Here is a 23,866-nt window from a genome sequence, read left to right on the forward strand (position 1 = left end):
GGTCCTGCCGATCCTTCCACGGGCGCGGGGCAGGATGGCGGGATGACCGGAGAGACGCGATGGCCGCGGTGACGAGCGCGGGGATCCTGCTGCACCGCGAGGGCCCCTCCGGCACCGAGGTGTTCCTCGGGCGGATGGGCGGCCCCTTCTGGACCCGGCGCCCCCGCGCGTGGACGATCCCGAAGGGCGTGCACACGGGCGACGAGACGCCGTTGGACGCCGCGCGCCGCGAGTTCGAGGAGGAGACCGGCGCTCCTCCGCCCGTCGGGGAGCTGACCCTCCTCGGCGCGTTCCGGCAGAGCGCGGCCAAGACCGTCACGGTCTTCGCCGGGCGCGGACACGCGGACACGGCCTTCGTCGCGAGCAACACCTTCGAGCTGGAGTGGCCGCGGGGCTCCGGCGTGCTGCGCAGCTTCCCCGAGCTGGAGGACGCCCGGTGGCACCCGCTCGACGAGGCCCGCTCGCTGGTGGTGGCCGGGCAGGTCGCCGCCCTCGACGCGCTGGCCGAACTGCTGGCGGATCCGGACGGCGGGGACCGGGCCGGCACCGCCCCCTAGTCCGCGGTCGCGTAGACCCGCAGGCCCAGCGGCACGATCCGCACCACGGCCTCGTCGAATCCGTCGCGGGAGCCGTCGAAGCGCTCGGTCTCGCCGTCGTGCGCCCACTCGGGGTCGTCCCCCGCGGGTCGGCGCGCGCCGACGGTGATCTCCGGCGTCGAGAACGACTCCACCACCGGTGCCCGCCAGCCGGGCACACGGCCGACCACCGGGGTCGCCGTACGGCCGAGCAGGAGCGAGAACGCTCCCCGGGTGCGAGGAGTCCGTCCTGAGTGCAGGATGCGCACGTCGAGGTGGCCGTCGTCGAGCCGACGCCGGGCGAGCGGGGCGGCCGTGCGCGGGTGCTCCTGGTTCACCCCGACGAAGTACGACCAGACGAGCTGCGTGCGCCCGTCGCGCCGGAGCTCGAACGGATCGGTGCGCCGCACGACCGAGAGGGCCGCGATCACGGCGGCGAGCGGCTTCCCGATCCGCTTCTCGCGCTTCTCGCGGGCCGCGACGAACTCCGGGTAGACGCCGATCGAGACCGTGTTGAGCACCGTGACCGGGTCTCCCCCGTCCGCGACGACCTCGGCCACGTCGACGTCGCGGCGCTCGCCGATCGTCGCCGCGTCGAGCGCGTCCTGGACGGTGAGCAGCCCCAGCGCCTTCGCGAAGTGGTTCATGGTCCCGCCCGGCAGCACGAGCAGCGTCATCCCCTCGGCGCGGGCGAGAGCGGCACCGACCGACATGGTCCCGTCCCCGCCGTAGATCCCGAGCACCCGGGGCGGAGAGTCCCCCGAGCGCGCCTCGCGCACCACGTCGGCGAGGTCCTCCCCCTCGGTCAGCCGGTGCACGCGCGCCTTCGGGAACCGGGCTCGGACCAGCGGCTCGGGATCGGGGCGGTGCGAGTCCCGGCCCGCGCCGGGGTTGAGGACCACGAGGAGGGCGGCGCCGTCCCCCAGCGGGCTGCGGTCGACGGGGGGCCGGGTCGCGCGCTCCGAGACGGGCACGTGGCGCGGCTCGGCCGGCAGGACGGCTCGGCCGACGACCGCGACCGCCGCGCCGAGCGCCGCGCCGCCGAGGACGTCCGAGAGCCAGTGGACGCCGACGTGCAGGCGGGAGAAGGCCACGGCGGCGGCGAGCGGGGCGACCGCCGCCCCCACTCGGGGCGACTCGAGCGCGACCCCGGCGGCGAAGGCAGCGGCGCTCGCCGCGTGCCCCGAGGGGAAGGACGCCGACGTCGGCACCGTCGCCAGGCGCCGGCCGACCGGGACGTCGACGAGGAGCGGCCGGTCGCCGCCGAACACGCGCTTGCCGACCAGGTTCGCGAGCGCGCTGGCCGCGGCGAGCGAGGCGGTCCCCCGCAGAGCCTCGCGGGGACGGCCCGCCAGGAGCAGCAGGACGCCGACGCCGGCCCAGAGGACTCCGTGGTCCGCGGCCCGGGAGAGCCCCACGAGCGCCCCGTCGACGACGGGCGACGGGCGACGGGCGTTCAGCCGCCGGGCCGCACGAGCGTCCGCCCGGCGCACGACGCGCGGGACGGTGACGAGTCGGCGGAGCAGGACAGACGGGGGTCGGGTTCCGCGGAGGGCCATGCGCTCAGCGTAGGAGGAGGCGCCTCCGCGGTCCCTGGACCGGTCGACGGCGCGCTACACCTCGCCGAAGCCCGACTCGACCAGATCGCCGAGCCGGCCGACCGCCTCGTGGGCCTGCGGCCCCGACGCCGAGAGGACGACCTCGTCCCCGCGGTCGAGCCCCAGCGACATCACGCCGAGCAGGCTCGTGGCGTCCTTGCCGTTCGCGTCGATCCGGGCGTCGAAGGTGGCGGCGAGCGTGACGAAGTCGGCCGCGGGACGGGCGTGCAGGCCGTTCGGGTTGATGAGGCGGACGCGGCGCTGCACGCGCTCGTCACCGGGCGAGGCCTCCTCGGCGGGAGCAGCGAGCGTCTCGACCCGGGCCGACTCCGCGGCGGCGAGCACCTCGTCCAGCGACGCCCCCGTGCCCGCGGCGACGGCGGCCGCGACCGCCCCCTCCACCAGCGGGGCGTCGGCGATCCGGACCCGGGCGCGCGCGTCGTCGTCGAGGAACTCGACCGCGGTCTCCGCCGTCATGATCGCCGAGCCGAGGTCGCAGAGGACGACGACCCCCTCGCCGGAGTCCGCTTCCGCCAGGGCCGCCGTGATGCGGTCGAAGCTGGTGCCGATGCCGCCGTCGTCCGTCCCGCCCGCGGCGACCAGCGCGACCGAGGCCGCCATCTGCTCCGCGAGCTCGCCCAGCCCCTCCGCCAGCTGCGCGCTGTGCGAGACCAGGACCAGCCCGACGCTCACGCCGCCGCCTCGGCTGCTGCGCGGAGCAGGAGAACGGTCGACACGCTGCCGGGATCACGGTGCCCGATGGCGCGCTCGCCGAGGTAGCTGGCGCGTCCCTTGCGGGCGACCAGCGGGTCCGTCGACTCCGCTCCCTTCTGCGCCGCCTCCGCCGCCGCGGCGAGGACGTCGGCCGGAGCCGCTCCCTCCTCGGCGGCGGCCGCGGCCGCGTCGACCGCCGGCGTCCACGCGTCCACCATCGTCTTGTCGCCCACCTCGGCCTTGCCGCGGAGCACGATGCCGTCCCTCGCCGCGGCCAGGAGAGCTGCGACGTCAGCGCCTTCGAGCGCGTCCTCGCCCGCGACCGCGGCGGAGGCCTTCAGGAACGCCGTGCCGAACAGCGGGCCCGAGGCGCCGCCGACGGTGGAGATGAGCGTCGTCGCGACCAGCTTGAGCACGTCCGCCGGGAGCCCCTGCTCCGGCGCCCCGTCCAGCTTCGCGACCACGGCCTGGAAGCCGCGGTCCATGTTCTCGCCGTGGTCCCCGTCGCCGATCGCCCGGTCGAGCGTGATCAGCTCGACCCGGTGCTCCGCGATCGACTCGGCGGCGCGGCGGATCCACGCCGTCGCCCACGCCGCGTCGAGCCCGGCTCCCTGTGCGTCCTGCATGGTCGTCTCCTCCTCGTGCGCCGCTCCTGCGGCTGTCGTTCCGGTCATGGTGTGCGCGCGGGCGCTCAGCGTCCCCACCGCAGCGCCGCGGTCTGCACGGGGGAGTCCCACAGCTCGGTCAGGGCGTCGTCGAGCTTGAGGACGGTGAGCGAGAAGCCCTGCATCTCGAGCGACGTCGTGTAGTTGCCGACGAGGCTGCGTGCGACGGTGATCCCCTTCTCGGCCAGCGCCTCGGCTGCGCGGCGGTAGGCGAGGTACAGCTCGATCTGCGGCGTGCCGCCCATGCCGTTCACCAGGAGCAGCACCTCGTCCCCGGAGGAGAACGGCAGGTCCTCCAGGATCGGACCGAGGATCCGGTCGACGATGCGGTCGGCCGGCTCCAGCGCGATCTTCTCCCGGCCGGGCTCGCCGTGGATGCCGATGCCGATCTCGATCTCGTCCTCACCCAGCTCGAAGCTCGGCTCGCCCGCGTGCGGGACGATGCACGGCGTGAGGGCGACGCCCATCGAGCGCACGTTCGCGATCACCGTCTCGGCGATCGTCGCGACCTCGTCGAGGGAGTCGCCCCGCTCGGCCGCGGCGCCCGCGATCCGCTCGACCAGCACGGTGCCTGCCACGCCGCGGCGGCCCGCGGTGTAGAGCGAGTCCTTCACCGCGACGTCGTCGTCGACGATCACGCTGCGCACCTCGATCCCCTCGGCGCCGGCGAGGTCGGCCGCGGTCTCGAAGTTCAGGACGTCGCCGGTGTAGTTCTTCACGATGTGCAGCACACCCGCGCCGCCGTCGACGGCCTGCGTGGCCGCGACGATCGGGTCGGGCGTGGGCGAGGTGAAGACGGGACCGGGGACGGCGGCGTCCAGCATCCCGAATCCGACGAAGCCCGCGTGCAGCGGCTCGTGCCCGCTGCCGCCTCCGCTGACGATGCCCACCTTGCCCGAGCGGGGCGCGTCGGCCCGCACCACGAACAGGGGATCCGACACCACCCGGACCAGGTCGGCGTGCGCCAGGCCGAAGCCGGCCACCGACTCCGTGACGACGTTCTTCGGGTCGTTGATGAGCTTCTTCATCGAGGTCTCCTCCAGGATCGGGCCACCACTCGGGCGACCCGTGACCTGCGGGCGATCCGGCGCGTGGTGGATCGCCGCCCGCACCGTCGCGGACAGCAGCCCCACGTTACGCCCTGCGCTCGCGCCTACGGCAGCGGGACGACGGCGCGCTGCGTCTCGCGGACCCACTCCTCGAGCTTGGCCGTGGCGGCCCCGGAGTCGACGGCCTCCGCCGCGCGGTCCATCGACGTCCGCAGGCGCTCCAGGACGGGCGTGCGCACCAGGTCCGGGTCGCGCGCCAGGTCGAACGCCGCGAGGCCCGCGGCCGCGTTCAGAAGGACGATGTCGCGGACGGGGCCGGCGTCTCCCGCGAGCACCGAGCGCACCACGCTCGCGTTGTAGGCGGCGTCGCGGCCGCGCAGCTCGTCGATCCGCGCGCGGGGCAGGCCCAGGTCGCGCGGGTCGAGGTCGTGCTCGACCACGGAGCCGCGCGACACCTCCCAGATGTGGCTGTGACCCGTGGTGGTGAGCTCGTCGAGGCCGTCGTCCCCGCGGAACACCAGAGCCGTCGCCCCGCGCGTCCGGAACACGCCGACGACCAGCGGCACCCGGTCGAGGTGCGCCACTCCGACCGCCGACGCCTCGGGACGCGCCGGATTGCAGAGCGGGCCGAGGAAGTTGAACACCGTCGGCACGCCCAGCTCGGCGCGCACCGGACCGGCGTGCCGGAAGCCGGGGTGGAAGAGGGACGCGAAGACGAAGGCGATCCCCGTCCGCCGGAACACCTCGGCCACCCGCTCGGGAGAGAGGGAGAGGTCGACCCCGAGTGCCGCGAGCACGTCGGAGGAGCCGGAGGAGGAGGACGCGGCCTTGTTCCCGTGCTTCACGACGGGCGTGCCGGCGGCGGCCGCGATGATCGACGCGGTGGAGGAGATGTTGACGGTCCCGAAGCGGTCCCCGCCCGTCCCGACGATGTCCAGGGCCATCGGGTCCACGTCCAGCGGCACCGCGTGGTCGAGGATCGCGTCGCGGAAGCCGACGATCTCGTCGACGGTCTCGCCCTTTGCCCGGAGGGCCACCAGCAGTCCGGCGAGCTGCGCCGGAGTCGCCGCGCCCTCCATCACCTGCTCCATGGCCCACGTCGCCTCGGAGACGCTCAGATCGGAGGGCTCGAGGAGTGCGCTGAGAACGTGCGGCCAGGACAGGGTTTCCGACATGGCTCCCAGATTATGCGACGAGGATCGCCTCCCGGCTAGTGCGACTTCCCTCCCGTGCCATCGGCCATAATGGTCTGTGTGACGAGCACCTCTCTCTCCCCCACGGCCACCGCGCCCGTAGTGAACCGACCCAACCCGGTCGCGGTCGGAACGATCGTCTGGCTGGGCAGCGAGGTCATGTTCTTCGCGGGCCTGTTCGCGATCTACTTCACCCTGCGGAGCACCTCCCCCGAGCTCTGGGGCGCCGAGACCCAGATCCTCAACGTCCCCTACGCGGGCGTGAACACGGTGATCCTCGTGGCCTCGTCGTTCAGCTGCCAGTTCGGCGTGTTCGCCGCCGAGCGCCTGCAGCCGCGCGCGACGGGCCTCAGCCCGTTCAAGTGGGGCATGGTCGAGTGGTTCTTCCTCACCTACGCCCTGGGCGCGGTCTTCGTTTCCGGCCAGGTGCTCGAGTACGCGACCCTCGTCTCCGAGGGCGTCACGCTCTCCAGCAACGCCTACGGCTCCGCCTTCTACCTGACGACCGGCTTCCACGCCCTGCACGTCACCGGCGGCCTCATCGCGTTCCTCCTCGTCATCGGCCGCGGCTTCGCGGTCAAGAACTTCGGCCACAAGGAGGCGACGAGCGCCATCGTCGTCTCGTACTACTGGCACTTCGTCGACGTCGTCTGGGTCGGCCTGTTCGCCGTCATCTACTTCCTCAAGTGACGCGCCCGCCGATGCCCCACTCCACTCCCGACCCCCGCAGGAAGGACGCCTCGATGGCCTCCCCGAAGACGAAGAGCCGAGCCAAGAAGGGTCGCCGCCACCCGCTCGCCACCCTGGCCCTGATCGCCATCGGCCTCGGGCTCACCGGCGGGACCTACGCCGCGGTCGGCGTCGCGACGTCCGCCTCGGCGGAGACGTCGTCCACCAGCCAGCAGACGATCGACGAGGGCTCGAAGCTCTTCGCCGCGAACTGCGCCACCTGCCACGGCCTCGACGCCGCGGGCACCGACAACGCTCCCTCCCTCATCGGAGTGGGCGCGGCGTCGGTCGACTTCCAGGTCGGCACCGGCCGCATGCCGATGCAGATGCACGGCCCCCAGGCGCTCGAGAAGCCGGTGCAGTTCACCGACGAGCAGGTCGGCGAGCTCGCCGCCTACGTCGCGTCGCTGGCCCCCGGCCCCGCGATCCCCGAGGGCGAGGTCCTCGACGGACAGGGCGACGCGGCGAACGGCGCCGAGCTGTTCCGCATCAACTGCGCCATGTGCCACAACGTCGCCGGAGCCGGCGGCGCGCTCACCGAGGGCAAGTTCGCTCCCCCGCTGGGCGGCGTGACCGAGGCGCACATCTACGAGGCGATGGTCACCGGCCCGCAGAACATGCCGGTCTTCAACGACCTGAACATCTCGCCCGAGGACAAGCGCGACATCATCTCGTACCTCAAGTACATCGAGGCCAACCCGTCCCCGGGCGGATTCGCGCTCGGCTCCCTCGGGCCGGTCGCAGAGGGCCTGTTCCTCTGGATCTTCGGCCTCGGCGCGATCGTGGCCCTGACGGTGTGGATCACCGCCCGATCCAACTAGACGACTGCAGCGCCCTGACGGGCGCGACTGACCCACGGCACCGACTGGTGCCGACACGGCGTGAAAAGGAGAACCATGGCAGAGCACGATGAGGGTGGCACGGACCTCGCCACCTCGTCGGCCACCGGGCACGGAACGGCTCCGGCCGGCACCGCGGTCGTGACGCGGGACCGCGTCCAGGACCCGGGCCTCCCGCCGCACCGCCCCCGGATGACCGACCTCGACCCCAAGGTCGAGAAGCGTGCCGAGCGCACGGTGTACACGCTCTTCTACCTCTCCTTCGCGGGCTCGATCTTTGCGGTAGCCGCCTACATGGCATTCCCGATCACCGAGGACGTCGCGTCGGTCCGGCTGAACACGCTGTTCATCGGCCTGGGCATGTCCCTCGCGCTCCTGGGCATCGGCATCGCCGCCGTCCACTGGGGCAAGCAGCTGATGTCGGACCACGAGGGCATCGACATCCGCCACCCCGTCCGCAGCGCGGAGCCCACCCGCGCCCGTGCGCTCGAGATCTTCGACCAGTCCGACAAGGAGTCCGGCTTCGGCCGCCGCTCCCTCGTCCGGAACAGCCTGATCGCCTCCCTCGTCGTGTTCCCCCTGCCCGCCGTGATCCTGTTCCGGGGCCTCGGCCCGCAGGACCAGAACCCCGTCACCCTCCTCAAGACCACCCTGTGGGAAGAGGGCACGAGGCTCACCCTGGACCCGTCGGGAGCGCCGATCCTCGCATCGGACGTCACACTCGGATCCGCCTTCCACGTCATCCCCGAGGGCCTCAACGACGCCGAGGGCAAGCTGGAGGAGAAGGCCAAGGCCGCCGTCCTCCTGATGCGCCTGAAGCCGGAGGACCTCATCGTCAGTGAGGGTCGCGAGACCTGGAACTACGACGGAATCGTCGCCTACTCCAAGATCTGCACGCACGTCGGCTGCCCCGTGGCGCTGTACGAGCAGCAGACCCACCACCTGCTGTGCCCGTGCCACCAGTCGCAATTCGACATCACGCGCGAGGCCGCCGTCATCTTCGGCCCGGCGAAGCGTCCGCTTCCGCAGCTCCCCATCACCGTCGACGCCGAGGGTTACCTGGTCGCCAGAAGCGACTTCACGGAGCCCGTCGGACCGTCCTTCTGGGAGCGATGACTCACATGTCCACCACCACCCCCTCACGCCCCTCCAGCTCCCCCGCGGAGCCCGAGGACGGCGTCATCCTCGGATCCGGCAAGTTCCAGAAGGGGTACGTCGGAGCGGCGTCGAACTACATCGACGAGCGCACGAGCATCTCCGCGGTCGTCAAGGAGTTCGGTCGCAAGATCTTCCCCGACCACTGGTCCTTCCTCCTCGGCGAGGTCGCGCTCTACAGCTTCGTCATCATCCTGCTGTCGGGCACGTTCCTCACCTTCTTCTTCCAGGCCTCGATGGTCGAGACGCACTACGAGGGCAGCTATCTGCCCCTCAAGGGCATCGAGATGTCGGCGGCGATGTCGTCCTCGCTCGACATCTCCTTCGACATCCGCGGCGGCCTGCTGATGCGGCAGATCCACCACTGGGCGGCACTGCTGTTCGTGGCCTCGATCGGCCTGCACATGCTGCGCATCTTCTTCACCGGTGCGTTCCGCAAGCCCCGCGAGCTCAACTGGGTCATCGGCTTCGTCCTCTTCATCCTCGCGATGGCCGAGGGCTTCACCGGCTACTCGCTCCCCGACGACCTGCTCTCGGGCAACGGCCTCCGCATCATCGACGGCATGGTCAAGGGCATCCCGATCGTCGGCACCTGGATCTCGTTCCTGCTCTTCGGCGGCGAGTTCCCGGGCACCGACATCGTCGGCCGCCTCTACACGCTGCACATCCTGCTGCTGCCGGCGCTGGTGCTCGCGTTCATCGCCCTCCACCTCGTGTTCGTGGTCGTCCACAAGCACACCCAGTTCCCCGGTGCGGGCAAGACCGAGCAGAACGTCGTCGGCTACCCGGTGCTGCCGGTCTACGCCGCGAAGGCCGGTGGATTCTTCTTCATCGTCTTCGGCGTCGTCGTCCTCATCGCCTCGCTGTTCACGATCAACCCGATCTGGAACTACGGCCCGTACGACCCCTCGCCCGTCTCCGCGGGAACCCAGCCCGACTGGTACATCGGGTTCGCCGACGGCGCCCTGCGCCTCGTCCCGCCGGGACTCGAGTGGGCCATCCCGGGCATCGGAACCCTGTCATTCAACATCCTGATCCCGCTCGTCGGTCTCGGACTGTTCATCGCCGTGGTCATGCTCTACCCGTTCCTCGAGGCGTGGATCACCGGTGACAAGCGCGAGCACCACCTGCTCGACCGCCCGCGCAACGCCGCGACCCGCACCGCGATCGGCGCCGCCGGAGTCAGCTTCTACGCCGTCCTCTGGGCCGCCGCGTCGTCCGACCTCATCGCGACGCACTTCCACCTCACGATGGAGGGCGTGATCCACAGCCTGCAGTTCCTGCTCATTGCGGGTCCGTTCATCGCGTACTTCATCACCAAGCGCATCTGCCTGGCGTTGCAGAAGAAGGACCGCGAGATCGCGCTGCACGGCTTCGAGTCCGGCCGCATCGTCCGCCTCCCCGGCGGCGAGTTCATCGAGGTGCACCAGCAGCTCGACGAGTACGAGCGCTGGAAGCTCGTCGGTCAGGACGAGTACGAGCCCCTGATGATCCGTCCGGACTCGCGTGGCCGCATCACCGCCCCGCAGCGCGTCCGCGCCGGCCTCTCCCGCTGGTTCTTCGAGGACCGGATCACCCCCGTCACCCAGAAGGAGCTCGAGAGCTCGCACAGCGAGCACTGATCCTCCCCCGAAGGGCCCGGACGTTTCATTCGTCCGGGCCCTTCGTCGTTCCTGCAGCGGGGCGGGGCCTGTCCTCCGGCGCGGCAGAGGTCGGCGGTGGACCGAGAGCCGGTGAGACCGGATCACAGCGCCTCGACGGCGACAAGCCAGCAGGGACGTGGGGCGATCCACCGGACCTCGAGGCCTCCGCTCCTCGGATCACGAGATGCCATCTGACCGCCGAGCTGGAGACGTCCGCCCCCGTCCGATCATGGAGTGATCCAGCCCCTCTGCGTGCTCGCAGCGTCGTCGTCCGGTGAGGTCTCCCGGTTCCCGTTCACGTCGAGACGCTCGGCATCGGTTCCAGGGCACCCATCCTCAGCAGGCCCGTCAGGACTGCCCTCCCCCGCTCACGGCCGAACCCTCTGTGATCGGCGACGGCGACGCTCGCCGGTGAGACAGAGGAGGCGACCTCCGGGCCTCGACGACCGTCGCTGCAGCGGCATCTCAGGCTCCTTGTCCTCGCACCGACCGGCACGACCCGCTAGACGTACCGAGGAACTCCAAGAGCCGCAGGGGCGCCCGCGGTTCCGCCGGGGTGCGGGCTCCGCTGGGGTCGGAACGGTGTGCAGGAGTCCGTAGGGCGGCGCAGGCGCCAGAACAGGCGCGGCAGGCCCAGTACGGCCGCAGGCGCAGCAGTATCCCCGACCGTAGCGGCCACCACCGTCGGCACACCCACACGCGCACAGGAGAGCCGCCACAGGCGTAGCCCGCTCAGCCGTGACCGGAGCAGGAGCCGTCGCAGCGCAGACCCGTAGGGGTGATGACGCGGGCCGACGCTCCTGCCCGGCGCCGCCCGCTGCACTCCCCTGCGAGCTTCCACGTCGCGGGCCGTCGGGATGTGCACCGACGAGTTCTTCCGCGCAGGACGCCGCGGTGTCCCGCCAGCAGGACACCGCGAGAGATCCAGCTCACCTCGTCATCCCTCACTGAGCGGTCCCGGCCCTCACCGGGAGGTCCCGGCTCTCACCGGGAGGCTTGATCCGCCACCGATCGGCGAATGACGCCCCTGCACGAAGCCGAACGGCCGAGCCGACCGGGTCCCAACCACGCGCGCTTCCTCCTGGATACACGAAAGGGCCGAGTGCACGGAGCCGAAGCCCCCGTGCACCCGGCCCTCGGCCGTGCGATGCGCCCTAGCGGGCGAAGTACCCGCGGTAGTACTCGTACACCCAGCCGGCGATGGCGACCAGGAAGAGTCCGACGGCGATGTAGGTGATCCAGAACCCCACGGCCAGGCCGAGGAATCCGAGGGCCGCGGAACCGCCCAGGATCAGCGGCCACCAGCTCCACGGGCTGAAGAAGCCCAGCTCGGGGTCTCCGTCATCGATGTCCGCATCGAGGCGATCCTCGGGGAGCTCGGCACCCTGAGCCTTGTGGACGCGGCCGACGTAGAACGCGATGAACGCGCCCAGCACGGCCGAGAGGCCGATGCCGACGGTGCCGACCCACTCCACCTGGCCCGTGTCGAGCAGCGACCACACGATGTACGTGATGTCGGCGAGGAGGAAGAAGCCCGCGAGGAGCCAGAAGAGATTGACGTTGGCGCGCATGGCCCTACTTCACCGTGCCTTCGGACTTGTCGTACGTGGGGGCGTCCGGAGCGTCCTTCGCCGGACCGATTCCGACGGGGATGCCGGCCTCGGGGTGATTGAGGTCGAATGCCGGGGCCTCGCTTCGGATACGCGGGATCGAGGTGAAGTTGTGGCGGGGCGGCGGGCACGAGGTGGCCCACTCGAGCGACCGGGAGAAGCCCCACGGGTCGTTCACCGTCACCTTGGGCGCCTTGCGGGCCGTGATGTACACGTTCAGGAAGAACGGGATCAGCGACACCGCGAGGATCATCGCTCCGACCGTCGACACCTGGTTCATCCAGGTGAAGCCGTCCTCGGGCAGGTAGCTGGCGTAGCGGCGCGGCATGCCGACGACGCCCAGCCAGTGCTGGATGAGGAAGGTGGTGTGGAAGCCGATGAACAGCAGCCAGAAGTGCCACTTGCCCAGCGTCTCGTTCAGCATCTTGCCGGTCCACTTCGGCCACCAGAAGTAGAAGCCCGAGAACATCGCGAAGACGACGGTTCCGAACACGACGTAGTGGAAGTGCGCCACCACGAAGTACGAGTCCGAGACGTGGAAGTCGAGCGGGGGGGACGCGAGGATGACGCCGGTGAGTCCACCGAAGGTGAAGGTGATCAGGAAGCCGATCGCCCAGATCATCGGAGTCTCGAAGGTCACCGATCCGCGCCACATGGTGCCGACCCAGTTGAAGATCTTCACGCCGGTCGGAACCGCGATGAGCATCGTCATCAGCGAGAAGAACGGCAGCAGGACCGATCCGGTGACGTACATGTGGTGCGCCCACACCGTCACGGAGAGGGCGGCGATCGCGATGGTCGCGTAGATCAGCGTCTTGTAGCCGAAGATCGGCTTGCGGCTGAAGACCGGGAAGACCTCGGACACGATGCCGAAGAACGGCAGCGCGATGATGTACACCTCGGGGTGGCCGAAGAACCAGAACAGGTGCTGCCAGAGCAGGACGCCGCCGTTGGCCGCGTCGTAGATGTGGGCGTCGAACACGCGGTCGGCGCCGAGGGCGAACATCGCGGCGGCGAGCACCGGGAACGCGAGCAGCACGAGGATCGACGTCACCAGGATGTTCCAGGTGAAGATCGGCATGCGGAACATCGTCATGCCGGGAGCGCGCATCGTGATGATCGTCGTGATGAAGTTCACCGCGCCGAGGATCGTGCCGAAGCCTGAGAGCGCGAGGCCGAAGACCCAGAGATTGCCGCCGAGCCCTGGTGAGAACGTCGTGCTCGACAGTGGCGCGTACGCGAACCAGCCGAAGGACGCCGCACCCTGCGGGGTGACGAATCCGGCGACCGCGATGAGCGAGCCGAAGCTGTAGAGCCAGTACGCGAAGGCGTTGAGGCGGGGGAACGCGACGTCGGGGGCGCCGATCTGCAGCGGCATCAGGACGTTGGCGAAGCCGGCGAAGAGCGGCGTCGCGAACATCAGCAGCATGATCGTGCCGTGCATCGTGAACAGCTGGTTGTACTGCTCGCGCGTCTCGACCACGTTCAGGCCGGGCTCGAACAGCTGGGCGCGGATGACGAGTGCCATCACGCCGGCGATGCAGAAGTAGATGAACGACGTGATCAGGTACATGTACCCGATGACCTTGTGGTCGGTCGACGTCATCCAGCGGACGAGGACGTTCGCCTTGCGCTGGACCGGCGGAGTGCCGGCGGTGCGCGTCGGGCGGGGTGCCGTGGCGGTGCTCATGCTCCCTTACTCCTCGTTCTCGCGGGCCGGCGCGCCGGTTCCGGGAAGGTTCGAATTGCGGTTGTACTCGGCGCCGAGCTGACCGGTCTGGCCCGCGTCGCGCAGCGACTGGATGTAGTCGTCGTACTCGCCCTGCGAGACGACCTTGACGTTGAAGAGCATCGCGGAGTGGTACTCACCGCAGAGCTCGGCGCACTTGCCGGCGTAGGTCCCCTCCTTGAGCGGCGTGACGTACATGTAGTTCGTCTTGCCGGGGATCATGTCCTTCTTGTAGAGGAAGTCGACGACCCAGAAGGAGTGGATCACGTCGCGCGCGTCGAGCTGGATCTTGATCTTCTGTCCGACGGGCAGGTAGAGCGTGGGGATCTCGGACTCGACGAGCGAGCCGGCCGCGTCCCCGCCCTCCTGGTACTGGCCCTGGATGCCGGCGGAGTAGACGTCCTCGTCGACGTAGTTGAAGTCCCACGCCCACTGCTTGCCGTACACCTGGATGGTCTCGTCCGGGTCGTCGTAGGGCTGCTCGATGGCTGCCTGGTCGCGCGCGGTGAAGGCGAAGAAGCCGATCACGAGGATCAGCGGCACGATCGTGTAGAAGATCTCGATCGGCATGTTGTAGCGCAGCTGGACCGGCAGGCCGGTCTGCCCCTTGCGACGGCGGTAGACGACCACCGCCCAGATGGTGAGACCCCACGTGACGACGCCGACGGCGAGCAGGACGATCCAGGAGGTGACCCAGAGTCCGATGACGCGGTCGACGTGGTTCGTCGTGCCGGGTTCGGTGGGGAGCCAGCCCTGGAGCTGCTCTTGCGTGCAGCCCGCGAGGACGAGGGCGAGGGCTCCTGCGACGGGGGCAGCGACCCATCTGCGGATTCGGCGATTGAAGCGCACCGGTGACCTTTCGGAAGACTGGGGACCAGTTCACACGAAACTGTATTAGACCGGCTCCAGCCTACCCTTCCGCTCCGGCGGCCCGGTGCACGACGACCCGCTCTTGACGTCCCGGTCGAGTGGTGCAGTCATGACGAACGGCGCCCGACGGGCCACCGGAGTGGACTGTCGGACGCCGTTCGGAGGCGCTGCGGCCCGGGGCCGCGCGGCGTCAGTGGAAGCTGTCGCCGCAGGCGCAGCTGCCGCCCGCGTTGGGGTTGTCGATGGTGAAGCCCTGCTTCTGGATGGTGTCCTCGAAGTCGATCGAGGCGCCGTCGAGGTAGGGGACGCTCATCTTGTCGACGACGAGGCCGACGCCCTCGAACTCCACCGCGGCGTCGCCGTCGAGGGTGCGCTCGTCGAAGTAGAGCTGGTAGATGAGGCCGGAGCAGCCGCCGGGCTGCACCGCGACGCGCAGGCGCAGGTCGTCGCGGCCCTCCTGCTCGAGCAGGCTCTTGACCTTGGCGGCGGCGGTCGGGGTCATCGAGACGCCGTGGGCCGCGCTGGGCGGGGTGGCGAGGGGGGTCGCCGTCTGGTCGGTCAGTGTGTCTGACATGTCACTCCTCAGGGGACGGGCGGAACGGTCGTCGTGCCTTCCGGGATTCTACGGCTGAAACCCGGGTGGTCACCCGGGTATTCCACGACCGGTGGTCAGTCGCGGTGAGCGGCGGCGCGGAGCAGGAACAGCGCCTCGGTCTGCGCGGCGCGCTTGAAGACGCCCAGGTGCAGCGACTCGTTGGGGCTGTGCGCGCGCGAGTCGGGGTCCTCGACACCGGTGACGAGGATCTGCGCCTCGGGGAACTCGCGCACGAGGTCGGCGATGAACGGGATGCTCCCGCCGATCCCGGTCTCGAGGGGCTCGCGTCCCCAGGCGTCCGCCATCGCGCCCTTCACCAGGTCCACGGCCCAGCCGGTCGCGTCGACCAGGAACGGGCTGCCGGTGTCGACGTCCTCGATCGCGAGGTGGGCGCCGAACGGGGAGTTCGCCCGGAGGTGGCTCTCGATGGCGGCGAACGCCTCCTCCGCGTCCTGGCCGGGGGCGATGCGGGCGCTGATCTTCACGCGCACGGACGGGACGAGGGTGTTTGAGGCGTCGACGACGCTGGGCGCGTCGATCCCGGTGACCGTGACGGCCGGCTTCGACCACAGGCGCGAGAGGATCGCGCCGGTGCCGATCGGCGAGACCCCGTCGAGCAGCCCGGAGTCGCGGCGGAGGTCCTCCTCGGTCGTCTCGGGCACCGCTCCGTCGTGCTCGGTGAGGCCGGCGACGGCGACCGAGCCGTCCTCGTTCCAGAGCGTCGCGAGCAGGCGGACCGCCGCGAGCATCGCGTCCGGGACCGCTCCGCCGAGCATGCCCGAGTGCGAGGCGTGCGCGAGAGTGCTGACGGTGAGGGTGAAGGTGACGTTGCCGCGCAGGCCCACCGTCAGCGCGGGGGTGTCGACGTCCCAGTTGTCGCTGTCGGCGACGATGATCGCATCCGCGCGGAGGGCGTCGTGGTGCTCGCGGAGGAAGGTGGGGAACGAGCGCGACCCGAACTCCTCCTCCCCCTCGATGAAGAGGACGAGCCCGAGGTCGTGGTCCTCGCCCGCGACCTCGCGGAGTGCGCGCACCGCGGCGAGGTGGGACACGACTCCCGCCTTGTCGTCGGCGGCACCGCGCCCGTACAGGCGGTCGCCGCGCACGGTCGGCTCGAACGGAGGCGTCTCCCACGCCGACTCGGCGCCCTGCGGCTGCACGTCGTGGTGGGCGTAGAGGAGGACGGTCGGCGCTCCGTTGCGGGCGGCGCGGGTGGCCAGGACGGCAGGCTGGCCGAGCACGTCGGTGCCGTCGATCGTGGCGCTGTGGATCGCGACGTCGTCGAAGACGCCCGTCTCGCGCGCGAGCTCGGCGATGGCCTCGGCGCTGGCGGCCACGCGGGTCGCGTCGAAGCCGTCCCACGAGACGGACGGGATCCGCACGAGCTGCCCGAGCTGGGCGAGCGAGCGCGGCAGATCGTCGCGGACGGCGGCGAGGACGGCCTCCTCGTCGGAGGAGAGTGCGGGCGGAGTCGGAGCGTCGTGAGCCATGGAGGTAATCTTAAGAGACCCCCGATTCCAAGGACGTTCCCCGTGGCCAAGCACCCGATCGCAACCGACACGCCCGACGACGCCGGCTCCCCCGGCTCCGGGAAGGGCCGGCCGACGCCGACCCGGCGCGAGCAGGAGCTGGCCCGCAAGCGTCCGCTGGTCGTCACCGACCGCAAGCAGGCCGCCCGCGACGCCCGCGAGAAGGCCGCCGTGTCGCGCGAGCAGGCCCGCATCGGCCTGGCCGCCGGCGACCAGCGCTACCTGCCGCTGCGCGACAAGGGTCCTCAGCGCAAGTTCGTGCGCGACTGGGTCGACGCACGCTTCAGCCTCGGCGAGTTCCTCATCCCGGTGATGGTCGTCGTCCTGCTGCTGAGCTTCTTCCCGCAGCCGGAGCTGCAGTACGCGACGCTCGTCATCCTCTGGGTGTTCTTCCTCCTCGCGGTGATCGACTGCATCCTCCTCGGCATGCGGATGCGCCGGAAGCTCGCCGAGCGCTACGGCGCCGACAAGGTCGAGAAGGGCATCCGCTGGTATGCCGCGATGCGCGCCCTCCAGCTGCGCGTCATGCGCCTGCCGAAGCCCCAGGTCAAGCGCCGCGCCTTCCCCGAGTAGTCGGACGGCGGACCACGAAGGGCCCCTGCGGTCGCGCCTCGCGCGGCTCCGGGGGCCCTTCGTCGTGCACGGCGGGTCAGGAGGCGCGGGCCAGTCCCCGGTTGATGTCCCGAGCCCACAGGGGCCCGCGGTAGATGAAGGCGGTGTAGCCCTGGACGAGGGTGGCGCCCGCGTCGAGGCGCTCGCGCACGTCCTCGGCCGTCTCGACTCCTCCGACGGAGATCACGCAGAAGGCCGCGGGGACGGCGCCGCGGATCACGCGGAGCACCTCGAGCGAACGCGCGGCCAGCGGGGCACCGGAGAGGCCGCCGGCGCCGGCCGCCTCGACCACGGCACGATCGGTCGAGAGGCCCCCCCGGGAGAGCGTCGTGTTGGTCGCGATGATCCCGTCCAGACCCAGGCGGACGGCGAGCTCGGCGACCCGGCCGACCTCGTCGTCGGAGAGGTCCGGGGCGATCTTGACCAGCAGGGGCGTCGTGTCGGCGGCGTCCTTGACGGCCGCGAGGAGCGGCTCGAGGCGGTCGATCTCCTGCAGGCCGCGGAGCCCGGGGGTGTTCGGCGAGCTGACGTTCACGACGAGGTAGTCGGCGAGCGGCGCGAGCAGGCGCGTGCTGATCAGGTAGTCCTCGATCGCGTCGTCCACCTCGACCACCCGGCTCTTGCCGATGTTCACGCCGATCACGGGGCGGCGGCGCGCGCTGCGCAGCCGGATCAGCCGTTGCGCCGCGGCCTCGGCGCCGTGATTGTTGAAGCCCATCCTGTTGACGACGGCGCGGTCCGCGATCAGCCGGAAGAGGCGCGGCCGGTCGTTGCCCGGCTGCGCCCGAGCGGTCAGGGTCCCGACCTCGACGTGTCCGAAGCCGAGCGCGCCGAAGCCCAGGACCGCGGTGGCGTCCTTGTCGAAGCCGGCCGCGACGCCGAACGGGGTCTCGAAGCGGAGGCCGAGCGTCTCGACCGCGGGCGTTCCGCGCGGGACGGTGGTCCGGCGCAGGACCGGAGCGAGGGCTCCGAGGGCCCGGATCACCGGGAAGCTCAGGTGGTGCGCCCGCTCCGGGTCGAGGCGGCGCAGGACGGTGCGGAACAGGAGCGGGTACACCCGGGCCTCAGATCTCGTCGGCGCTGTGGGGCACGGAGGTGCGCTCGGCGCGGAGCAGGGTGATCGCAGACTCGAAGTCGTCCAGCGAGTCGAACGCCTGGTAGACGCTCGCGAAGCGGAGGTAGGCGACCTCGTCGAGCTCGCGCAGCGGCGGCAGGATGGCGAGGCCGATGTCGTTCGCGTCGATCTGTGACGCGCCCGTGGAGCGGATGCTCTCCTCCACCCGCTGCGCGAGGACGGCCAGATCGGTGTCGGTGACGGGCCGGCCCTGGCAGGCCTTCCGGACGCCGCTGACGATCTTCTCGCGGCTGAACGGCTCCACGACTCCGCTGCGCTTGATCACGACGAGGCTCGCGGTCTCGGTCGTCGAGAAGCGCCGGCCGCACGACGGGCACTGCCGGCGGCGGCGGATCGAGAGGCCGTCGTCGCTCGTGCGCGAGTCGATCACTCGGGAGTCGGGGTGCCGGCAGAAGGGGCAGAACATCGAGGGCCTCTCGGTCTCAGGCGAAGCGGGCGTCGACGGCGTCGCCGTGGGCGGGCAGCGCCTCGGCGTCGCTGAGAGCGCGGATGTGCGGGGCGACGCGCTCGAGCGCACCGCGGTCGTACGAGATCAGCTGCTGCGGCCGGAGGAAGGTGTAGGCGCCGAGCCCGGAGGAGAAGCGCGCCTGCCCGAGGGTCGGGAGCACGTGGTTGGAGCCGGCGAGGTAGTCACCCAGGCTCACCGGGGTGGTCGGGCCGAGGAAGATCGCGCCGGCGTCGTGGATCCGCTCGGCCGTCGCGACGGGGTCGGCCGTGTGCAGCTCGAGGTGCTCGGGGCCGTAGGCGTCGCTGAACGCGCAGGCGAGCTCGAGGTCGTCGACGATCACGAGCGCGGACTGCGGGCCGTCGAGTGCGATGGCCACGCGCTCCGCGTGGTGGGTGGCAGCGGCCTGGGCGGCGACCTCGCGCTCGACGGCGGCGGCGAGCTCGGCGCTGTCGGTGACCAGGACCGCGGAGGCGGCCTCGTCGTGCTCGGCCTGACTGACCAGGTCGGCGGCGACAAGGCGCGGGTCGGCGGAGTCGTCGGCGATCACGAGGATCTCGGTCGGGCCCGCCTCGGAGTCGATGCCGACCTGGCCGAGCACCTGGCGCTTCGCGGTGGTGACCCAGACGTTGCCCGGCCCGGTGATGATGCTGACGGGATCCAGCCCGATCGAGTCGACGCCGTAGGCCAGTGCGGCGACGGCTCCGGCGCCCCCGACCGCGTAGACCTCGTCGATGCCGAGCAGAGCGGCCGCCGCGAGGATCGTGGGGTGGACGGAGCCGCCGAACGCCTTCTGCGGCGGCGAGACCAGGGCGATGGAGGCGACTCCGGCGGCCTGCGCGGGCACGGCGTTCATGACGACGCTCGACGGGTAGACCGCCTTGCCGCCGGGGACGTACAGCCCGGCGCGGGCGACGGGCTGCCAGCGCTGGGTGACCGTGGCGCCGTCGTCGAGCTCGGTGGTGCGGGGCGGGGGGATCTGTGCGGCGCTGGCGCGGCGGACGCGCGCGATCGCCTCCTCGAGTGCGCTGCGGATGGCCGGGTCGAGGCGGTCGAGCGCCTCGGCGATCTGCTCGGCGGGCACGCGGAGGTGCGGGGGGCGCACGCCGTCCAGCCGCTCCGCCTGGTCGAGGAGCGCTTCCGCGCCGCGTTCGCGGACGTCGGCGATCAGCTCGGCGACGACGGGCCCGACGGAGGCGGACGTGCCCGGATTGCGGGGCACGAGGGCGAGGAGCTCGGCGGAGGAGGGACGACGGCCGCGGAGGTCGAGAGTCTGGATCATGGCCGCCCCAGTCTACGCGCCGCCCTCCCCCGCTCCCTCGCCGCGCGCTCCCCCGCCCGGACCCCGTCCCGCCCGGTCTGAACACGCTGCTCCGCGGCTACTCGACCACCATCTACGGGCCCGCCCGGTCCCTATACCCGCGCCGCCATTACTCGACCACCAGAAGGACACCGGCGGCCGCAGGCTCGCACTCCGATCCGCCACCCTCTCGCCGCACCCTCCGAGGCGAACCGGCGATCCGCGTGTCAGCGGATCGTCGTAGCCGTACGCAGGACGCCCTTGAGAACCCGGCCACCCTCCCCAGCCGACCGCGCCGAGCCGGTCGGGGACCGGCTCGGAATTCAATACAGACAGTTCGGCCCCAGCAGGCTCTTCAGCTCGCCGAAGAGGTCCGGGGTGATGCGCACGGGGAACGGCACCTCGAACACGCGGGCCGTGTCGCCCTTGATGAGCTTCAGGCGCACCTCGGTCTGGCCGGAGTGGCGGATGAGCACGTCGCTGAGCTGCGAGACCGTGTCGGTGGTCGCGCGCGACTCGGGCATCGAGACGGTGAGCGGTCCCGAGTCGCCGTCCTGGCTCATCTCGGGGGCGAACAGGCTGAACGCGTGCAGGTTCATCCCGTCGTCGCGCATGCTGACGCGGCCTCTGACGACGACGATGGAGTCGTTCGTGAGCGCCGGGGCGAACTCCTGGTACGCCTTCCCCATGAACATGCAGGTGATCTCGCCGCCGAAGTCCTCGACCTGGATCATCCCGTACTGGTTGCCGGAGGCCTTGGCCATGCGGTGCTGGACGCTCGTGACGAGGCCCGCGACGACCACGGTCTCGCCGTCGGCGATCGTCTCCGAGATCAGCAGGTCGGCGATCGTGGTGCTGTAGTGTTTGGCGAGCTCGGTCTCGAGTCCGGCGAGCGGATGGTCGGACACGTAGAGCCCGAGCATGTCGCGTTCGAAGGCGAGCTTGTCGCGCTTGGCCCATTCGGGCCGCTCGGGCACCTGGATCGCGGCCTGCGGCTCGTCCCAGAGGCTGTCGAAGTCGAAGCCGACCTGGCCGTTCGCCTCGTTGCGCTTCTCCCCCACCGCCGCCTCGACGGCGTCCTCGTGCACCTCGACCAGGGCGCGGCGCGTCGAGCCGAGCGAGTCGAAGGCGCCGGCCTTGATCAGCGACTCGATGGTGCGCTTGTTGGTCACCTGCAGCGGCACCTTGCGGAGGAAGTCGTGGAACGTCTCGAAGCGGCCCTTCTCCTCGCGGGCGGCCCGGATGCCCTCGACGACGTTCATGCCGACGTTGCGGACGGCGCCGAGGCCGAAGCGGATGTCGGTGCCGACTGCGGTGAAGAAGCCGATCGACTCGTTGACGTCCGGCGGGAGCACCTTGATCCCCATCCGCCGGCACTCGTTGAGGTAGGCGGCCATCTTGTCCTTGGAGTCGCCGACGCTGGTGAGCAGCGCGGCCATGTACTCCGCGGGGTAGTGCGCCTTGAGGTAGGCCGTCCAGTAGGAGACGACGCCGTACGCCGCCGAGTGCGCCTTGTTGAAGGCGTAGTCGGAGAAGGGCAGCAGGATGTCCCAGAGGGTCTTGACGGCCTCCATCGAGTAGCCGTTGGCGATCATGCCGCCCGAGAAGCCCTCGAACTGCTTGTCCAGCTCGGACTTCTTCTTCTTGCCCATCGCGCGCCGCAGCAGGTCGGCCTGTGCGAGCGTGAAGCCCGCGAGCTTCTGCGCGATCGACATGACCTGCTCCTGGTACACGATCAGGCCGTAGGTCCCTCCGAGCACCTCCGAGAGCGGCTCCTCGAGCTCCGGATGGATAGGGGTGATCTCCTGCACGCCGTTCTTCCGCAGCGCGTAGTTGGTGTGGGAGTCGGCGCCCATCGGGCCCGGCCGGTAGAGCGCGAGGACCGCGGAGATGTCCTCGAAGTTGTCGGGCTTCATCAGTCGGAGAAGGCCGCGCATCGGGCCGCCGTCGAGCTGGAACACGCCGAGCGTGTCGCCGCGGGCGAGGAGGTCGTAGGCGGCCTGGTCGTCGAGCTCGAGGTCCTCGAGCACGAGGTCCTGTCCGCGGTTGGCGCGGATGTTGTCGAGGGCGTCGTCGATGATCGTGAGGTTCCGCAGCCCCAGGAAGTCCATCTTGATCAGCCCGAGCGACTCGCACGCGGGGTAGTCGAACTGCGTGACGATCTGGCCGTCCTGCTCCCGCTTCATGATCGGGATGATGTCCAGCAGCGGATCGCTGGACATGATGACGCCGGCCGCGTGCACGCCCCACTGGCGCTTGAGGTTCTCGAGTCCGAGCGCGGTGTCGAAGACCAGCTTGGCCTGCGGGTCCTCGGCGATGACGTTGCGCACGTCGAGCGCTTCCTTGTAGCGCGCGTGGGCGGGGTCGTTGATGCCGCTGAGCGGGATGTCCTTGCCCATGATCGCGGGCGGCATGGCCTTCGTCAGCTTCTCGCCCATCCCGAACGGGAAGCCGAGGACGCGCGAGGCGTCCTTGAGAGCCTGCTTCGCCTTGATGGTGCCGTAGGTGACGATCTGCGCAACGCGCTCGTCGCCGTACTTCTCGGTGACGTAGCGGATGACCTCGCCGCGGCGACGGTCGTCGAAGTCGACGTCGAAGTCGGGCATGGAGACGCGGTCGGGGTTGAGGAAGCGCTCGAAGATCAGGCCGTGGCGCAGCGGATCGAGGTCGGTGATCTTCATGGCGTAGGCCGCCATCGAGCCGGCACCGGAGCCGCGGCCGGGACCGACGCGGATCCCGTTGCGCTTGGACCAGTTGATGAAGTCGGCGACGACGAGGAAGTAGCCGGGGAAGCCCATCTGCAGGATGACGCGGGTCTCGTAGTCCGCCCGGTCGCGCACCTCCTGGGAGATGCCGTCCGGGTAGCGCTCGCGCAGTCCGGCCTCGACCTCCTTCACGAACCAGGTGTCCTCCGTCTCGCCCTCCGGCACCGGGAAGCGGGGCATGTAGTTCGCCGAGGTGTCGAACTGGACGTCGCAGCGCTCCGCGATGAGGAGCGTGTTGTCGCAGGCCTCGGGGTGGTCGCGGAAGACCTGGCGCATCTCGCGCGGCGACTTGAGGTAGAACTCGTCCGCGTCGAACTTGAAGCGCTTGGGGTCGTCGAGGGTGGTCCCGGACTGCACGCAGAGCAGCGCCGCGTGCGAGGTCGCGTCGTGCGCGTGCGTGTAGTGCAGGTCGTTGGTGGCGACCAACGGGAGGTCGAGGTCCTTCGCGAGCCGGATGACGTCGCCGATCACCCGCCGCTCGATGTCGAGGCCGTGATCCATGATCTCGGCGAAGAAGTTCTCCTTGCCGAAGATGTCGCGGTAGTCGGCGGCCGCCTGGCGGGCCTCCTTGTACTGGCCGAGGCGCAGGCGCGTCTGGACCTCGCCGCTCGGGCAGCCCGTGGTGCCGATCAGGCCCTCGGAGTACTGCGAGAGGATCTCGCGGTCCATGCGCGGCTTGAAGTAGTAGCCCTCGATCGACGCGCGCGAGGAGAGGCGGAAGAGGTTGTGCATGCCCGTCGTGGTCGAGCTGAGCAGCGTCATGTGGGTGTACGCGCCGGAGCCGGACACGTCGTCCCCTCCGCCGTCGCCCCAGCGGATGCGGGTCTTGTCGGAGCGGTGCGTCCCCGGGGTGAGGTAGGCCTCGGTGCCGATGATCGGCTTGATCCCCGCCGCCGTCGCGGTGCGCCAGAAGTCGAAGGCGCCGAACACGTTCCCGTGGTCGGTCACGGCGATGGCCGGCATGCCCTCCTCGACCGCCGCGTCGATCAGCGGCTTCACCCGCGCTGCACCGTCGAGCATCGAGTACTCGCTGTGCACGTGGAGGTGGACGAAGGAATCGTTACTCGGCAAGGATGCGCCTCCGGCGGACTGCGGGCAGGGGAGGGATGGCCGGCG

General features: G+C 70.7%; 20 protein-coding genes. 6 read left to right on the plus strand and 14 right to left on the minus strand.

The features are described from left to right. Positions 1-59 precede the first annotated feature (59 nt). A complete protein-coding gene (locus C5C53_RS09260) occupies positions 60-557 on the plus strand; it encodes an NUDIX domain-containing protein (RefSeq protein ID WP_104246759.1) in 498 nt (165 codons plus the stop codon). Here the strand turns inward: C5C53_RS09260 and C5C53_RS09265 are convergent. The 5 genes from C5C53_RS09265 to trpD all read right to left on the minus strand — a co-directional run bounded on the left by C5C53_RS09265 (position 554) and on the right by trpD (position 5,776). Continuing rightward, positions 554-2,134 carry a bifunctional phosphatase PAP2/diacylglycerol kinase family protein gene (locus C5C53_RS09265; RefSeq protein WP_104239316.1) on the minus strand — a complete coding sequence of 527 codons (1,581 nt, stop codon included), beginning with the start codon at positions 2,132-2,134 and terminating at the stop codon, positions 554-556. The two genes, C5C53_RS09260 and C5C53_RS09265, sit on opposite strands and share 4 nt — an antisense overlap. A 54-nt stretch (positions 2,135-2,188) precedes the next feature. Continuing rightward, positions 2,189-2,866 (minus strand): dihydroxyacetone kinase phosphoryl donor subunit DhaM, encoded by a 678-nt coding sequence (dhaM, locus tag C5C53_RS09270; RefSeq protein WP_104267386.1) that lies wholly within the window; start codon positions 2,864-2,866, stop codon positions 2,189-2,191. Then, positions 2,863-3,513 (minus strand): dihydroxyacetone kinase subunit DhaL, encoded by a 651-nt coding sequence (gene dhaL, locus C5C53_RS09275; protein WP_104261619.1) that lies wholly within the window; start codon positions 3,511-3,513, stop codon positions 2,863-2,865. The genes dhaM and dhaL overlap by 4 nt, the downstream gene beginning before the upstream one ends. A 65-nt stretch (positions 3,514-3,578) precedes the next feature. Next, on the minus strand, positions 3,579-4,580 hold the full coding sequence (gene dhaK, locus C5C53_RS09280) for a dihydroxyacetone kinase subunit DhaK (RefSeq protein ID WP_104224645.1): 1,002 nt from the start codon (positions 4,578-4,580) through the stop codon (positions 3,579-3,581). Between the two features lie 125 nt (positions 4,581-4,705). Beyond that, entirely contained in the window at positions 4,706-5,776 is a 1,071-nt protein-coding gene (gene trpD, locus C5C53_RS09285) for an anthranilate phosphoribosyltransferase (protein WP_104267387.1), read from the minus strand. Positions 5,777-5,845: 69 nt separating this feature from the next. Here trpD and C5C53_RS09290 point away from each other — a divergent pair, with 69 nt between their 5' ends. The 4 genes from C5C53_RS09290 (at position 5,846) to C5C53_RS09305 (ending at position 10,139) form a co-directional block, all read left to right on the plus strand. Beyond that, a complete protein-coding gene (locus tag C5C53_RS09290) occupies positions 5,846-6,484 on the plus strand; it encodes a heme-copper oxidase subunit III (RefSeq protein WP_104224647.1) in 639 nt (212 codons plus the stop codon). Positions 6,485-6,537: 53 nt separating this feature from the next. Further along, entirely contained in the window at positions 6,538-7,344 is an 807-nt protein-coding gene (locus C5C53_RS09295; protein ID WP_104224648.1) for a c-type cytochrome, read from the plus strand. Positions 7,345-7,419: 75 nt separating this feature from the next. After that, the gene (locus C5C53_RS09300) at positions 7,420-8,478 is read left to right on the plus strand and encodes a ubiquinol-cytochrome c reductase iron-sulfur subunit (RefSeq protein WP_104267388.1); all 1,059 of its coding nucleotides are present in this window, start codon (positions 7,420-7,422) and stop codon (positions 8,476-8,478) included. A gap of 5 nt (positions 8,479-8,483) precedes the next feature. Beyond that, positions 8,484-10,139, plus strand: a complete 1,656-nt coding sequence (locus C5C53_RS09305; protein ID WP_104224650.1) for a ubiquinol-cytochrome c reductase cytochrome b subunit — start codon at positions 8,484-8,486, stop codon at positions 10,137-10,139. Positions 10,140-11,314: 1,175 nt separating this feature from the next. Here C5C53_RS09305 and C5C53_RS09310 read toward each other — a convergent pair. The 5 genes from C5C53_RS09310 to C5C53_RS09330 form a co-directional block, all read right to left on the minus strand. Beyond that, positions 11,315-11,731: a cytochrome c oxidase subunit 4 gene (locus C5C53_RS09310; RefSeq protein ID WP_104224651.1), complete on the minus strand. Its 417-nt coding sequence runs from the start codon at positions 11,729-11,731 to the stop codon at positions 11,315-11,317. Positions 11,732-11,735: 4 nt separating this feature from the next. Next, positions 11,736-13,460 (minus strand): cytochrome c oxidase subunit I, encoded by a 1,725-nt coding sequence (gene ctaD / locus C5C53_RS09315; RefSeq protein WP_104224652.1) that lies wholly within the window; start codon positions 13,458-13,460, stop codon positions 11,736-11,738. A 6-nt stretch (positions 13,461-13,466) separates the two neighbouring features. After that, positions 13,467-14,348, minus strand: a complete 882-nt coding sequence (gene coxB, locus C5C53_RS09320; protein WP_104224653.1) for a cytochrome c oxidase subunit II — start codon at positions 14,346-14,348, stop codon at positions 13,467-13,469. A gap of 211 nt (positions 14,349-14,559) precedes the next feature. Next, complete coding sequence (gene erpA, locus C5C53_RS09325; RefSeq protein WP_104224654.1) at positions 14,560-14,943, minus strand: iron-sulfur cluster insertion protein ErpA; 384 nt, start codon at positions 14,941-14,943, stop codon at positions 14,560-14,562. A gap of 95 nt (positions 14,944-15,038) precedes the next feature. After that, a complete protein-coding gene (locus C5C53_RS09330) occupies positions 15,039-16,454 on the minus strand; it encodes a dipeptidase (RefSeq protein WP_104225360.1) in 1,416 nt (471 codons plus the stop codon). A 42-nt stretch (positions 16,455-16,496) separates the two neighbouring features. On the opposite strand from C5C53_RS09330, the gene C5C53_RS09335 reads away from it, so the two are divergent. Beyond that, on the plus strand, positions 16,497-17,066 hold the full coding sequence (locus C5C53_RS09335; RefSeq protein WP_181027102.1) for a DUF3043 domain-containing protein: 570 nt from the start codon (positions 16,497-16,499) through the stop codon (positions 17,064-17,066). A gap of 76 nt (positions 17,067-17,142) precedes the next feature. Here the strand turns inward: C5C53_RS09335 and C5C53_RS09340 are convergent, their stop codons facing one another. The 4 genes from C5C53_RS09340 to dnaE all read right to left on the minus strand — a co-directional run bounded on the left by C5C53_RS09340 (position 17,143) and on the right by dnaE (position 23,770). After that, on the minus strand, positions 17,143-18,162 hold the full coding sequence (locus C5C53_RS09340; RefSeq protein WP_104267389.1) for a quinone-dependent dihydroorotate dehydrogenase: 1,020 nt from the start codon (positions 18,160-18,162) through the stop codon (positions 17,143-17,145). Between the two features lie 7 nt (positions 18,163-18,169). Then, complete coding sequence (nrdR, locus tag C5C53_RS09345; protein WP_104224657.1) at positions 18,170-18,646, minus strand: transcriptional regulator NrdR; 477 nt, start codon at positions 18,644-18,646, stop codon at positions 18,170-18,172. Between the two features lie 16 nt (positions 18,647-18,662). Further along, positions 18,663-19,967, minus strand: coding sequence for a histidinol dehydrogenase (gene hisD, locus C5C53_RS09350; protein WP_104246755.1), 1,305 nt, complete (start codon positions 19,965-19,967; stop codon positions 18,663-18,665). Between the two features lie 341 nt (positions 19,968-20,308). Continuing rightward, positions 20,309-23,770: a DNA polymerase III subunit alpha gene (gene dnaE, locus C5C53_RS09355; RefSeq protein WP_244229655.1), complete on the minus strand. Its 3,462-nt coding sequence runs from the start codon at positions 23,768-23,770 to the stop codon at positions 20,309-20,311. Positions 23,771-23,866: the final 96 nt, after the last annotated feature.

Source organism: Rathayibacter sp. AY1E3 (assembly GCF_002932235.1).
Classification (GTDB): Bacteria; Actinomycetota; Actinomycetes; order Actinomycetales; family Microbacteriaceae; genus Rathayibacter.